13 protein-coding genes are annotated in these 13,687 nt (G+C 58.6%); 8 read left to right on the forward strand and 5 right to left on the reverse strand.

The window, feature by feature from the left end; translation table 11 throughout:
- The first annotated feature begins 118 nt into the window (after positions 1-118).
- The 6 genes from AC0V61_RS08485 to AC0V61_RS08510 all read left to right on the forward strand — a co-directional run bounded on the left by AC0V61_RS08485 (position 119) and on the right by AC0V61_RS08510 (position 5,401).
- Positions 119-1,135, forward strand: coding sequence for a GGDEF domain-containing protein (locus AC0V61_RS08485; RefSeq protein ID WP_486156815.1), 1,017 nt, complete (start codon positions 119-121; stop codon positions 1,133-1,135).
- A gap of 89 nt (positions 1,136-1,224) precedes the next feature.
- Positions 1,225-2,400: a formate-dependent phosphoribosylglycinamide formyltransferase gene (gene purT, locus AC0V61_RS08490; RefSeq protein ID WP_486156816.1), complete on the forward strand. Its 1,176-nt coding sequence runs from the start codon at positions 1,225-1,227 to the stop codon at positions 2,398-2,400.
- Between the two features lie 38 nt (positions 2,401-2,438).
- Complete coding sequence (locus AC0V61_RS08495) at positions 2,439-3,449, forward strand: NAD(P)H-dependent flavin oxidoreductase (protein ID WP_486156817.1); 1,011 nt, start codon at positions 2,439-2,441, stop codon at positions 3,447-3,449.
- A 9-nt stretch (positions 3,450-3,458) separates the two neighbouring features.
- Positions 3,459-4,259, forward strand: coding sequence for an SDR family NAD(P)-dependent oxidoreductase (locus AC0V61_RS08500; RefSeq protein ID WP_486156818.1), 801 nt, complete (start codon positions 3,459-3,461; stop codon positions 4,257-4,259).
- Between the two features lie 10 nt (positions 4,260-4,269).
- The gene (gene purU / locus AC0V61_RS08505; protein ID WP_486156819.1) at positions 4,270-5,124 is read left to right on the forward strand and encodes a formyltetrahydrofolate deformylase; all 855 of its coding nucleotides are present in this window, start codon (positions 4,270-4,272) and stop codon (positions 5,122-5,124) included.
- A 1-nt stretch (position 5,125) separates the two neighbouring features.
- The gene (locus AC0V61_RS08510) at positions 5,126-5,401 is read left to right on the forward strand and encodes a hypothetical protein (RefSeq protein WP_486156820.1); all 276 of its coding nucleotides are present in this window, start codon (positions 5,126-5,128) and stop codon (positions 5,399-5,401) included.
- 123 nt (positions 5,402-5,524) lie between these two features.
- On the opposite strand, the gene AC0V61_RS08515 is transcribed toward AC0V61_RS08510, so the two are convergent.
- Positions 5,525-6,301 (reverse strand): LytTR family DNA-binding domain-containing protein, encoded by a 777-nt coding sequence (locus AC0V61_RS08515; RefSeq protein ID WP_486156821.1) that lies wholly within the window; start codon positions 6,299-6,301, stop codon positions 5,525-5,527.
- Between the two features lie 177 nt (positions 6,302-6,478).
- On the opposite strand from AC0V61_RS08515, the gene AC0V61_RS08520 reads away from it, so the two are divergent.
- A complete protein-coding gene (locus AC0V61_RS08520; RefSeq protein ID WP_486156822.1) occupies positions 6,479-7,048 on the forward strand; it encodes a DUF2306 domain-containing protein in 570 nt (189 codons plus the stop codon).
- A 9-nt stretch (positions 7,049-7,057) separates the two neighbouring features.
- Here the strand turns inward: AC0V61_RS08520 and AC0V61_RS08525 are convergent, their stop codons facing one another.
- Complete coding sequence (locus AC0V61_RS08525) at positions 7,058-9,157, reverse strand: PQQ-dependent dehydrogenase, methanol/ethanol family (protein ID WP_486159503.1); 2,100 nt, start codon at positions 9,155-9,157, stop codon at positions 7,058-7,060.
- Positions 9,158-9,361: 204 nt separating this feature from the next.
- Here AC0V61_RS08525 and AC0V61_RS08530 point away from each other — a divergent pair, with 204 nt between their 5' ends.
- Positions 9,362-10,234, forward strand: coding sequence for a dienelactone hydrolase family protein (locus tag AC0V61_RS08530; protein ID WP_486156823.1), 873 nt, complete (start codon positions 9,362-9,364; stop codon positions 10,232-10,234).
- Positions 10,235-10,423: 189 nt separating this feature from the next.
- Here the strand turns inward: AC0V61_RS08530 and AC0V61_RS08535 are convergent, their stop codons facing one another.
- The 3 genes from AC0V61_RS08535 to AC0V61_RS08545 form a co-directional block, all read right to left on the reverse strand.
- On the reverse strand, positions 10,424-11,392 hold the full coding sequence (locus AC0V61_RS08535) for a complex I NDUFA9 subunit family protein (RefSeq protein WP_486156824.1): 969 nt from the start codon (positions 11,390-11,392) through the stop codon (positions 10,424-10,426).
- Positions 11,393-11,506: 114 nt separating this feature from the next.
- Positions 11,507-12,226, reverse strand: a complete 720-nt coding sequence (locus AC0V61_RS08540; protein WP_486156825.1) for a hypothetical protein — start codon at positions 12,224-12,226, stop codon at positions 11,507-11,509.
- Complete coding sequence (locus tag AC0V61_RS08545) at positions 12,223-13,632, reverse strand: O-antigen ligase family protein (protein WP_486156826.1); 1,410 nt, start codon at positions 13,630-13,632, stop codon at positions 12,223-12,225. Before AC0V61_RS08545 ends, AC0V61_RS08540 begins: the two co-directional genes overlap by 4 nt.
- Positions 13,633-13,687: the final 55 nt, after the last annotated feature.

Raw genomic sequence — 13,687 nt, forward strand, 5'->3', positions numbered from 1 at the left:
CACACCTCTGAATGCATGGGGATGCACCAGAAAACTCGCCAATTTCGTTAGTTTACTCGCCATCTGAACGAGGAAACGGATCGACCGGGATTGTTGTTGCTTTTCGGGGGCCGAACACATGAATATGTACTCAATGCCAGCGCACCGCCTCGTGCTGCCTGATGAAAATTGTGACCGCGCGGACGATGTTCTTGTTCGCCTTGATGCTGCTGGTTTTGTCGTCAATGCATCCCAGAACGCCGCCCGCTTAGGGGTCGATTTAAACTCCTTTTTGCTGATGCCGCACGTGGCCGATTTTGCAACAGCCGATCACCGCGCGAGCGTTGAAGCCTACTTCAAGAAGGTCATCGCGGGCCTCGATGTTGACGAGGGAATCGAATTTCCCATCACAACATGCAATCTTGCAAACGATTGCGCACAAGCATGCAATTGCAGCTTGGGCCAAGATGAACATTGGTATGGGCTTGAACTCACTTTGATCGCAGGCGCGGACAAGTCTGGAGCAGGCGCGTTGGGAAGGCTGCGTTCGGTGCAGCACAAACGCATGCTGGATCAGCAAGCACAGGTATACCCCTCTACTGACCCCATCACAGGCCTTCATGACCGCCGCCGCTTCGCCGCAGAACTTGCCCGCCATATTGGACATGAGGGTGGACCGGGGAACGCAGCAAGCGCGGTCGTCTTTGCAATCGATGGTATGCGCGCAATCTTTATGCAATGCGGCCAGAGCACAGCGGACCAAGTTCGATGGGGCTTTGCAAAGTTCATCGAAACCATGCTCGCCCCGGGATACATCTTGACCCAAGTGGATGAAGAACGATTTGGGGTGATCCTCCCCGATACAGGCCCAGCGGCCGCACGCGAATGGGCCGCAGATGCGCTCCAGATTTTTGCAGGATTGGCCAAGTCAGAGGGCAGCCGAGGACCGCAGCTATCCGCCAGCGCAGGTGTCGCGAAGGTTGAGCGTAGTGCAGAATGGACCATCCGACAGGCCGAACTTGGCCTTGTCATGGCGCGCGCTGCTGGAGGGATGCAAACGGCAATCTGCCGCCCAAAGTCGAGCCTTGTAAGCGGCCACTTAATCGAAAGAACAATGAATCATGTGATTGACCAAAGAGCCAATCGCACCGCCTAGCGTTTGAACTGTCCCGTCTTTCAATCCCCCCGTGAATGCCCTTGCTGCAAACCTTTGATCCGGTCCAGCGCATCGGCTAAAGCGGCGCAATGTCGTCTACTGCTAAAATCCTATTGCTCGGCTCTGGTGAATTGGGCCGCGAATTTGTCATCTCTGCCAAGCGTTTGGGAGCGCGCGTCATTGCGTGTGATGCCTATGACGACGCGCCAGCTATGCAGGTGGCGGACGCGCGTGAGGTGTTCTCTATGCTCGATGGCGCTGCGCTGCGCGGCGCCGCCGAAAAGCATAAGCCCGACCTGATTGTCCCTGAGATCGAGGCCATTCGCACCGAGGTTTTGGGTGAGCTTGAGGCCGAGGGTTTTAACATCGTCCCCTCTGCGCGCGCCGCTCAGCTTACCATGAACCGCGATGCGATCCGCGATCTGGCCGCGGGAGAGCTTGGCCTCACCACTTCGCGTTACCGTTATGCGACCACTCTGGAAGAGGTGCGTGCGGCCGCAGAGCATGCGGGCTTTCCATGCGTGATCAAACCGGTGATGAGCTCGTCAGGCAAGGGTCAAAGTAAGGTCGATGATGCGGGCGCGCTTGAAGAGGCCTGGGATTACGCCTGCGCCAATATGCGCGGCGACCGTGCGCGGGTGATCGTCGAGGAGTTTATCGCCTTTGACTATGAGATCACCCTTCTAACCGTGCGCCATAAGGGCGGCATCAGTTTCTGCCCGCCCATCGGTCACCGCCAAGAACGCGGCGATTATCAGGAAAGCTGGCAACCTACAGCCATGTCGCAAAGCGCAATCGCCAAGGCCCAAGATATGGCCGTCAAAGTGGTAGAGGCCTTGCAAGGGGATGGCAAAGGCTGGGGCCTTTTTGGGGTTGAGTTCTTTGTGAGGGGTGAAGAAGTGATCTTCTCCGAGCTTTCCCCGCGCCCGCATGACACCGGAATGGTGACGCTCGCCAGCCAAGACCTCACCGAATTTGACCTCCACGCTCGTGCAATTTTGGGCCTTCCGGTGCCAAGCGCCATCGAAGCAGTGCCAGCGGCCTCTGCTGTCATCCTTGCCGATAGGGAAAGCGAGAATTTTGCCTTTGAGGGTGTCGCTGACGCCCTAGGAACAGACGCTACAAGCGATGTCCGCATCTTTGGCAAACCAACAACGCGGCCCTATCGCCGCATGGCTGTCGCCTTGGCGCGAGGGGCAGATACCGACGAAGCCCGTAAGCTCGCTGCCGCTACGGCACACAAGGTGCGCATCACCTACTCGTGATTGATCTTTACCCGCGCGGCCCTTAAGCGAGCAAACCTATGACAAACTATTCAAACACCAGCGCCATGATGCAGCGCGGCACCGAGTTTCTAGGCTGCGAAACCGCCATCCTTTGCGGCGCGATGAGCTGGGTTTCCGAGCGCAATTTGGTGTCAGCCATCTCGAACGCGGGCGGCTTTGGCGTGATCGCGTGCGGGGCGATGACGCCTGAGCTGCTCGACGCAGAAATCGCGGCGACCAAGGCGATGACGGACAAGCCCTTTGGCGTGAACCTCATCACCATGCATCCGCAATTGTTCGACCTCATCGCGGTCTGCAAGAAGTACGCGGTGAGCCATGTGGTGCTCGCAGGCGGCATCCCGCCCAAGGGCAGCGTTGAGGCGATCAAGGAATTTGGCGGCAAGGTTATCGTATTTGCGCCGACACTTGCGCTGGCAAAGAAGCTCCTTCGTTCAGGCGGTGACGCTTTAGTGATCGAAGGCATGGAGGCAGGCGGCCACATTGGCCCTGTTGCGACCAGCGTCCTTGCACAAGAGTTCCTTCCCGCATTGGCCGAAGATCATGTGGTTTTCGTCGCAGGCGGCATTGGCCGGGGCGAGGCAATTGCGAGCTATCTTGAGATGGGCGCTTGCGGTGTCCAGCTTGGAACGCGGTTCGCCTGCGCTGCCGAAAGCATCGCTCACCCTGATTTCAAAAAAGCCTTCTTCCGCGCCAAGGCCCGCGATGCAGAGGCCAGCGTTCAGGTCGATCCCCGCCTCCCCGTCATCCCGGTGCGCGCATTGAAGAACAAGGGCACCGAAGAGTTCACAAAGAAACAGATCGAAGTCGCCGGAATGCTCGACCGCGAAGAGGTCGATATGGGCGAAGCGCAGCTTGAGATTGAACACTTCTGGGCAGGGGCTTTGCGCCGCGCGGTCGTCGATGGCGATGTCGAAAACGGCTCGATCATGGCGGGCCAGTCGGTTGGCATGGTGACCAAAGAAGAGCCTGCAGCTGAGATCATCACTGAGCTTATGCAGCAATGCGAAGCGGCTCTTACAGGAAGGTAATTTGCGCCCATGAGTGATGACCAACCCCAAGAATTCCCTCTCCCCAATGCATCGACTGACCTGTCAGGCAGTGTCGCGTTGGTGACGGGTGCGTCATCAGGATTTGGCGAGCGGTTTGCCCGCGTGCTGGCGAGCCAAGGTGCCGCTGTGGCGCTTTGCGCGCGGCGCGTGGATCGGCTCGAAGCGCTTGCGGCGGAAATCAATTCAGGCGGCGGTAAGGCGGTTGCCATCGCTATGGATGCGACTGATGCGGATGCACTTATCAATGCGGTTGAGGCGGCTGAGCGCGAGCTTGGCCTGGTCGATATCCTCATCAACAACGCTGGCATCCCCGATGCACAGCGCGCGCATAAGATGGAGCTTGAACTCATCGACCGTGTGTTGGGCGTGAACCTTCGGGCACCGTGGATCTTGTCATGCGAAGTGGCGCGCAGGCTCTTGGCCGCCAAAAAGCCGGGCCGGATCGTCAATATCTCCTCGACCGCGCATTACCGTTATGATGGGGGCGGCGCGGCGCTTTATGCGACCACCAAAACCGCGCTTGCCCGGATGACCGAAACGCTCAGCGTTGAGTGGGGCTATGCCAATATCAACGTCAATGCGATTTGCCCCGGCATGTTCGTGACCGAGATGACCGACGGCATGTTCGAACGCATCGGCGACCCGCGTCCCATGCTCGCTCGCAAGCGCGTGCCTGTGCCAGCGCAAATGGACACGACCCTGCTCTATCTGGTGAGCCCGTCGAGCGAGTGTGTGACCGGCGCCGTTATCAAAGTCGATGACGGCCAGTCCGCCCGGATGAAGATGTAAGCAAGACCCCATGAGCTCTCCGCTTATTCTCACGCTCGATTGCGCGGACCGTGCCGGGATCACCGCGCGCGTCACCGCCTTCCTTTTCGAGCGTGGCTGCAACATCCTAGACGCGCAGCAATTCCGCGATGAGACGTCGAACCGCTTCTTTATGCGTGTCGCCTTCGACCCCACGGGCACGACCTCTGATGAGCTGCGGGCAAGCTTTGCCAAGCTCGCGGGCGAATATGCGATGGATTGGACAATCGTTGCCCAAGACCGCCCGCGCCGGGTGATCATCATGGTATCTAAGGGCGACCATTGCCTTGTCGATCTGCTCTATCGCCTGCGTATGGGGGAGCTCAATATCGAGGTGGTGGCGATTGTTTCCAACCACCCACGAGAGGTGGCGATCCGTACCGATATTGGCGAGATACCGTTCCACCATGTGCCGGTGACCAAAGAAACAAAGCCCGAGGCCGAGGCGCGGGTGCGCGAAATCGCTGAAGAAACGCAAGCAGAGCTGGTGGTGCTCGCCCGCTATATGCAGATTTTCTCGGACGAGCAGTCAGCGCATTTTGCAGGTCGCTGTATCAACATTCACCACTCGTTTTTGCCCGGCTTCAAAGGCGCAAAGCCTTACCACCAGGCCCATGCGCGCGGGGTCAAGATTATCGGGGCGACCGCTCACTTTGTGACCGCTGACCTTGATGAAGGGCCGATCATCCACCAGGATGTGGAGCGCATTACTCACGCCGATAGCCCGGCCGATCTGGTGCGCAAAGGCCGCGATATTGAGCGCCGGGTGCTCGCCGAAGCGGTGCGTTTGTTTGCTGGCGAGCGGGTATTGATGAACGGCAATCGGACGGTGGTGTTCCGGGGCTAGCATGATCGTTCAGCGCCTCGACCATGTGAATATCGTCACCCAAGACCTTGGCGGCACTGCGCGGTTTTACGCTGAACTCCTCGACCTTGAGGAACGCGATGGCCCCCCTCGATGCGGCCTGACCAAGTTCGCTGGATGTATGATTCCGGGGGTCAGGCGATCTTGCACATCAACTCGGTCGATTTTCCTAGCACTTACAAGCGTCCACTTGAGGCTGGCGCAGCAACCGGGGCGATCCACCATGTGGCTTTGCGATGCGGTGAGTATCAAACGGTGAAAGCACGGTTGGAGGCGAGGGGGCTGATTTCACGATCAACGAAGTGCCTGCGATAGGCCTCACCCAGATTTTCACGACCGATCCCAACAACGTGCTCTTAGAGCTCAATTTTTTCGCTGAAAGCTAATCCAGCCAACCTTCCTCGCGCAGCGTTTTGACGTTGCTACGGCTGACGGGGACTTCGAGTTCATTCTCGAGGATCAGCTTGATGTCCCGCCCCTCACGTCTCTGGCTGACCACCGCGCCGCGCGCCGCCCACCAGCTGCGGTGGACCTGCTTTCCCTGTCCCTCGGGCATAAGAGTAATGGCTTCGCTAAGAGGCATCAGCACCATCTCGCTGCGCGTTGCAGCGTGCACACGGGTGTAGTGGTCCTCCACCGATAGCGCGATGATCTCTGGGAAGCCTGCAGGCAGCCGTTCGTGCAGCCTGGTTTGGGGCGGGCCGGATAGGGCCGGGCCGTGTTCAACATCATCCTCATGCTCATGGGGCACGTCGGGCGAGAAATCGACCCTTGCGTAGAGCAGGAAAAATAGCGCAAAAAAGCCGAGACCTATCAGGAGCGCTGAAACCCACACGCGGCCAAATGCATTGCCAAGCGCAAGCTCGCTGCCTCCGGTCCAATAGAGCACGCCCCACGCGATCAGCACTGTCGTAAGCGGGATGGTGAGCATGTATCCCCATTGCGGCGCGAGCCCCAACAGCTTGGCCACAGAGCCGCCGACCACGGCCAGCACTCGCACCAATCCCCAGGCTGCCAGAAACCCGATGATCCAATAGGCAAGCCTTGCACTCAGCGGCATTTCGGGGGCGTTGAAGGGATCGACCAACGCGGCCAAACAGCCGCACAAAGCGATAATACCGCCCTCGGCCATGATCCGTTCGGCTCTTGTGAGTTTCACCGGGCCGGACCGTTCACAGAAACTCGCGGACCACTCGCGCAGTCATTGGACGGCCTGCGCATTGCGAGGACGCTCCGCGCAGATTGCCTTTTCTTTTCAGCACGCAGCGCAAAATTGGGGAGGCCATTTAACATGGCTGCCACCCTAAGGTGAGGGCCCAAAAAGAAACAAGAGGTTATGACAGGTAAAACCCCCGATCCATCTCCATCGTCATCCACAACACCATCCACATCACCGTCTCAGGCGCGCATCCCGAACCTCTGGGTGACCGCCCTTATCACGATTGCGATCACGCTGGTGATGACAGTGCTTGGCATTATGACTGACAGCTTTTCCACGCCGCGCGAAGCTCCAGGGCGGGGAAGCGAGATACCGCTTGCGGTGGCGTTTCATTTGGCGACGGTTGTGCCAGCGCTACTGCTCGGGCCCTTGATCCTTTGGCGCAAAAAGGGAAACCGCGTGCACCGCTTTCTTGGCCGCGTTTGGGCAGGGCTGATGCTGGCAACCGCTGTGGCAAGCGCCTTTATCGGAGCGCCGGGCGGTGGGATCGCGGGATCCGGCTTTAGTCCGATCCACATCTTCACCGTTTGGACGCTCGTCAATGTGCCGCTCGCCATATGGTTTGCCCGCCAAGGCAAAATCCGCGCGCACATGGGCGCTATGACGGGGCTCTACGTCGGCCTCTGCATCGCAGGCGCGTTCACGCTGATCCCCGGCAGGTTGCTCGGCAATCTGGTGTTTGGTTAGCGCCCCGCTTTAGCGCCGCGCCACCTGCGCAGCGCTCGCCGCCTCCAACGCCTTGTCCTCATTGGCGCGTTGGATGACATAGGCGCGGATCGCCTCGATCTCGTCCTTTGACATTGAGCCTGCAAAGCTTGCCATGCCGTTGTCTGCAAGGATGCCGTCGTGAACGACCGCCTGCCAGCTTGTCGCATTGCCGAGCGTTCCCGAACGTCTGAGGTCAGGCAATGTCGTGGAGCCCACAGCCGCCGGCGCATGGCACACGGCGCAATAGCGGGCGTAATTGACCTTTCCGAGCGCAATCGTCTCTGCGCTTGCACGCGAAGGTGGCGGGTCGAGCGGAAGCTCCGCCAGTGTCACCATATCGGGAAGCACAGCCTCGCCGCCGATCTTGAACACCAAAAGCCTTGAGATGTTGCGCACGGGGCCTTGATCTTTGATCATATGGCCATCGCCCGCCAAGGCATATGCGCCGCCCCAACCGGCCAGAACCGCGATATATTGCTCACCGCCAACGGTGTAGGTGATGGGCGGCGCCACAATGCCGGTCTGCGCTGCAAAGCTCCAAAGCTTCTCGCCAGAGCCTGCGTTATAGGCGGCAAATTCGCTCGACGAATTGCCTTGGAAGACAAGCCCGCCGCCGGTTGCCAAAAGGCCGCCGTTCCATGGGCCGGGGAATTCCACCGTCCAGCGCGCCTCTTGCGCCACAGGGTCCCAAGCTGTCAGCTTGCCTTTGACCGTGCCATAGATGGATTTGCGAACGCCCAGATCAGGCGGCAAATCGCCTGCGCCAAGGTCAATCCCGACATTAAACCCGCGTGCGCGGTCGGGCTTCCAATCGGCCTCTGGCGCATAGGCAGAGGCTGCCTCGAACGCTGGGATATAGACAAGGCCTTCGCCCGGGTGGAACGCCATGGGGTGCCAGTTGTGCCCGCCAAGTGGTCCCGGCATTACCAGTGCAGTCTCGCCGGTTTTGTCGAACCGCGCTTCTGGATTGAAGATTGGGCGACCGTTTTCGTCGATCCCTTCGGCCCAGTTTTGCGGGATGTATTCTTCAGCAGAGATGAACTCACCCGTTGCCCTGTCGATCACATAGAAGAACCCGTTCTTGGGGGCCTGCATGAGGACTTGGCGCTCCTCACCCTCAATCTCCATATCGGCAAGGATGATGTGCTGCGTCGCGGTGTAGTCCCACGTTTCGCCCGGCGTTGTCTGATAGTGCCAGACATATTCGCCCGTATCCGGACGCACCGCGACGATGCTGGACAGATAGAGGTTGTCGCCTTCTCCTGCCCCATCTTCGCCCGGTGAGCGGTACGCTTGGTTCCATGGGGATCCATTGCCAACGCCGAAATAGAGAAGGTCGAGTTCAGGGTCATAGGCCATGGAATCCCAGACTGTGCCCCCGCCGCCGATTGCATCGGAACCGGCGAGAACGTCCATGTTCCACGTCTCAGCGGCGGCCTTCAAATGCTCCGGCGCATCATCCCCTTCCGTCCCGTCTGGCACGGTGTAGAAGCGCCAGAGCTCGCTGCCGTCCTCCACATCGTAAGCCGCGATATATCCGCGAACGCCAAATTCAGCGCCGCCATTGCCGATGATAACCTTGCCATCAATGATGCGCGGTGCGCCGGTGATGGAATAGGCCATGTCCTGATCGACGGTGACGACTTCCCAATTCACCTCGCCCGTATCGCGATTGAGGGAAATCAGCCGCCCATCAAGCGAGCCAAGGAACAGGTCATCGCCCCACGCAGCTAAGCCCCGGTTGACCACATCGCAGCATACTTTGACGCCGGTTTCGCCGGGCACCTCTGGGTCGTAATCCCAAAGCGGCTCACCCGTGGTCGCATCGAACGCAGCCACCTTGGACCATGCGGTGGTGAGATACATCTTGCCGTCGATGACCAGCGGCGTTGCCTCTTGCCCGCGCGCTGTGTCCATATCGGCGTACCATGCAAGGCCCAGATCGCCCACATTCTCGGCGTTGATGTTTTCTAGCGGAGAGAAACGCTGCTCATCATAAGTGCGCCCATGGGTGATCCAATTGGCGTTGTCGTCGCCCGCGCCAAGCAGCATCGCTGATGTAATGCCGCCCTCGCTGTCGCTGGCCATATCTTCACAAGATGCCAGACCCAAAGTGCCCAGCGCCAAGACAGGCGCTGCCCAAAATAGTTTTTTCACGGTTCTCTCTCCCAAAGGAGCTCTCCCAAGCTCCCACTCTTGGAAAGCAGTCTGCCCTGCAAATTGCCGCTTGTCCATGGGGGGTGCCCGAGCCTATCAAACGCCAAGATCAAAGTCTTAGAAGGAAGATGCGCCATGTGTGATGAAGCCAATCTCAAAGAATGGGCGATGAGCCGCCGCAAGTTCGGCGTTTTAGCAGGCGCTGTGGCGGTCACAGCGTGTGCCCCCGAGGCCGTCACCGCAAGCGGCGAAGGCGACGATGAGGTGGCTCTCACACAAACCGAGGTGAGTTTTGAGACCGCCGATGGGGTTATGGACGGCGTGTTCATCCACCCAAGCGAAGGCAAGCACCCAGCGGTTATCTTCTGGCCCGACATTGCCTCAATCCGCCCCGCCAAAATCGATATGGCAACGCGTCTTGCCAAAGAAGGCTTCGCGGTGCTCATCATGAACCCATATTACCGCGATGTTGCGGGTCAGCAGTATGAGGATTTTGCAGGCTGGATCGAGGCAGGCGCATTGCAGGCGGTCGCTCCTTACAGGGAGAAGCTCGACGCTGATTCGATCGGGCGCGATGCGGGCGCTGCAGTGGTGTGGCTTGATGCTCAGGAAGCTGTCGACACATCCAAAGGCATTGGCACGCAAGGGTACTGCATGGGCGGGCCGTTCACCGTGTGGAGCGCTGCTGCTGCTCCGACCCGGATCAAGGCCGCAGCCAGCTTCCATGGGGGCGGATTGGTGCGCGATCATTATGCCAAGAGCCCGCACAAAGTGCTAAGCGCAAGCACGGCTGGATACCTCATCGCGGTTGCACAAGATGACGATGCCGCCGCGCCAACGCATAAGGATGAGTTTGCAGCCGCAGCACAAGAGGCAGGCCGTCCGGCAACGGTTAAAGTGTATGCGGGAGACCACGGTTGGACTGTGCCGGACGCTCCTTCTTACGCCGAAGCTCCGGCCGAAAAGGCTTATGCCGATTTGCTCTCACTTTACGCAGAGCAGCTCTAGACGCGCGTTTTCCTACTCGCGTCTCGCCAAGTAAGGCGAGGGGCATGTACACTGACCCCATCCAGCTCTTTGCCTCCTCTCAATATGAAAGAGAGGGGCAGGGTTGGGTGCGGGGGCACGATTTTGGACCCTGGACAGTGTGCCAAGTGTGCCAAACTTTGACCTTATCGTGGATTTTGAACGGGTTACTCAGCCGTCAGTTGCACGGCGTTTGTTGCGCTCGTTTGCAAGGCCAAAGCGGCCAAATTTGCGATACCGTGTCATCCACTTGTCTAAGAATAGGCCAAGCGGACGCGCATCAATGCCAAGGTCGGCAAGTGTGTTTGCGCCATCTGCCACCACATTGCCCGCCTTTAAAAGCGTCCATTGATCACGGCTCATCGGGGTCAAAGGCATGGCAGCGAACAGCGCGCTTGCGCCATCGGGGACCTCAAGGAAAGTCCGCTCGCGGCCTTGAGCCGTGGCAATGCGCTGGTGAATTTCAAGCATCGTCAGCTTCTCAGGCCCGCCAAGTTCAAAAATCTTGCCGCCATGGGTGTGCGGGGCTTCGATTGCGGCCACAACTGCTTCGGCCACATCGTCGACATAGACGAGTTGAAGCTCTTTATCGTGGCCAAACACTGGGAGGATGGGAAGGTTTTCGATCATGCCAGCGAAAAGGTTGACGAAATTGTCGTCTTTGCCAAACACGATGGAGGGGCGAAGAATGGTCGCGTTTTCAAAGCCTTCAAGCACCAGCTGCTCACCCAAGGCTTTGCTTGTGCCATATGCGGTGGTGGAGTTTGCATCCGCGCCAATTGCGCTCATATGCACAAAGCCCTTGGCCCCGTTTGCCTTGGCTGTGCGGGCCATATGACCAGGTGCTTCGCCCATCAAAGTGGTCAAGTCGCCTGCAAAGTCGCCGACCAGATTGACCACATAATCGGCATCCGCGAGGGCGGAAGAGATGTCCTCAAGCTTCAACAGATTGCATTTGGCAAATTGCAATTGGCCAAGGTTCGCCAGCGGCTTCAGGGGCCAGCTTTTCTCAGGCGTGCGGCTTGCAACCCGAACACGCGCACCTTTGGCGAGCAGGGCTTGGACGACATAATTGCCAATATAGCCGCCACCACCAAACACGGTGACAAGGGCGTTGGACAAAACAGATGGGTTCGACATGGCTCTTAAATCCCGTGGAGCTGATCAATGTGCAAACGCGAGTGAGCCGCCGCCATGCTCCAAAGCGATGGATTGGGCAAGAGGTGAGATATACGCAAGGCGGACCCTACGGGTTCAGCAGTTAACCTCGATCAATCCAGCCAGTTTCACTGCGGCGACTTCATCCTTGCGGGCAATCGCACTTTGCGCTTGGTCAAGCGCGGGACAAGGAAACTCAGCTCCATCGGCAACACCAAGTTCCAAAACTTCTACGAAGACATCAGGCGGCATCACACGTGCACCTCGGGAAAGGAAAGTGTTTTGCCATCTGTCTGCGCCGCGCACGATTTCGGCAAACACTTGGCGTTCCTCTGACCCACCTTGTGGAAACACCAGAGGTCCCGCTTCCACAAGCAGAGCTGGATCGGTCTTGCGGATCAAAAAGAGCGCCGCATATCTACGGGCAGCTTCAGGGCGGTCGCCTGCGGCAAGGGCGAGTTGCATCATCGCCTCTTGCACCAGCGCATCGCGCCACCCGCGCTGTGCGGCATATTGGATGGCAAGTGCGCTTGCCTCATTGTTGCCGCTTGCAAAGTGGGCTTGAGCAAGGAGGCGCAGATGCCGGGCGGGCATCGGGCGGCGCCTTACAAGCTTTTGTGCCTCGGCAATTCCGCGGTTTTCGACACCGGAATCGATGGCAATGGCGGTTACCCGGGGCTGAGCAGCGGAACGAAAAACCTCCGGTACGAGCAGCGCGAGTTCAGGGCTCTTGCGTGCTTGCCGATCAAGGTGAACGCCCATCGTCACCACGGCAATGGCGAACAAAGACACAAACCAGATCACGCGTCCAATCACGGCTGTCCCCCTGCTTTGCGAATACGTGTTTTCCGGGCCTTTCCGGGAACCGCGAAACGCAAGAGAATGACAAGAGCGAAAGCAGAGATTGCCAGCATAGTCTGGTTTCTAAGTGGGTAATCCGTGATCGATTGAAGCGCGACGGTGAGCAGAATGATACTGCCGCTCCAGGCGATCCATCGGTCCTCAGACACGCGTGCTTTCCAACTGAACCAAACGAGAAGACACAGCCATCCCAGCATCAGTGTGATGCCGGGCAAGCCTGCTTCAATCGCGACCTCGAGGTAATCGTTATGCGCGCGCCCGGCGCGTCTTTGGGTGACGTTCTCAAGCGATTCGTCGACTTGAAAGACGTCATCAAAGGTGCCCATTCCCGATCCCACAGGCCAATAACGGCTCGCTGCATAGCTTGCATCTTCCCAAATGTAGGTTCGTGCATCGGTGCGTTCGCTTTGGAACCGCTCGACCACGTCACCAATACGGCCCGGCGCTGCGATACCGACGGTGGCGGCTGTTCCCAGGATAAGAGCGAGGGCTCCGGCGGCGATCCAGATGGTGTTGCCGCGCGCCGAAGCACCAGCTTTCGTTGCGACAAGGTTCTGTATGATAAAGCGCAGACCCAAAGCTCCTAAAGGCAACAGCGTAAGAACCGCTGCGGTGCGTGACCGGGTCAAAACTATGGCAAGGACAAGAAGGATGCATACCACAACGCGCATAGCGGTCGCTGCTTTTGCGACTTGTCTGGGTGCCGGAAGGAAAGCGGCGAGCGCGAGGCATCCCACAAGGAACAGCCCCGCTGTGTTACGATTCGCTAAGGTTCCAAAGAGCACGCCGGGCATCGGGTTTTCTGGATACAAGAGGCCGGTCGCTCCGTTTGAGAGGACTTGGACTATGCCAATCGCGACATTGGCTATACCCAGTAGGACAACCAGCCATCCGATTGTGATCAATTGGTCTCTTCTGGCATTCCACCCTATCGCGAGAATAGCCAAAGGCGTGATGAGTGCACATAGTGCCAGAAGCGTGCGTATTGGATCGACGCTTGCAGGAGCCCAACCGAGCCCGCCCGTCACCTCATATGACAATGCCACAAGGTCGCGCCCCGGCAGGGCTGTCCATAAACCAGGGGGCAGTGGAATAAGAAACACAGCGGGAATGATCAGCGAAAGCCCGACCAGCGCCCTAATAAGCGCAGGAGAGGAGGTCCAAAATTTCAGGAAAGCGCGGCGATGGAAGGCGAGCGCTCCAATCGCAACAAGCTGGACTGTCAGGTTGGCGAGGCCATACCTCGAACCGCCGCCGCCAAAAAGAACCGCAGCGAGTACAACAGCAACTAGGGCCCAAAGGTGGGCCGAAAACTGCGTGGGCGATGTTTCTGCAGAGATATTAGTGCGTGTCCGTGACAAGAATCGCTGCCTCGGTTTGCGTGTGTGCAATAGACAAAGAAAAAGCGCCCGGAAA

It is taken from the genome of Erythrobacter sp. JB1-4 (assembly GCF_057365025.1).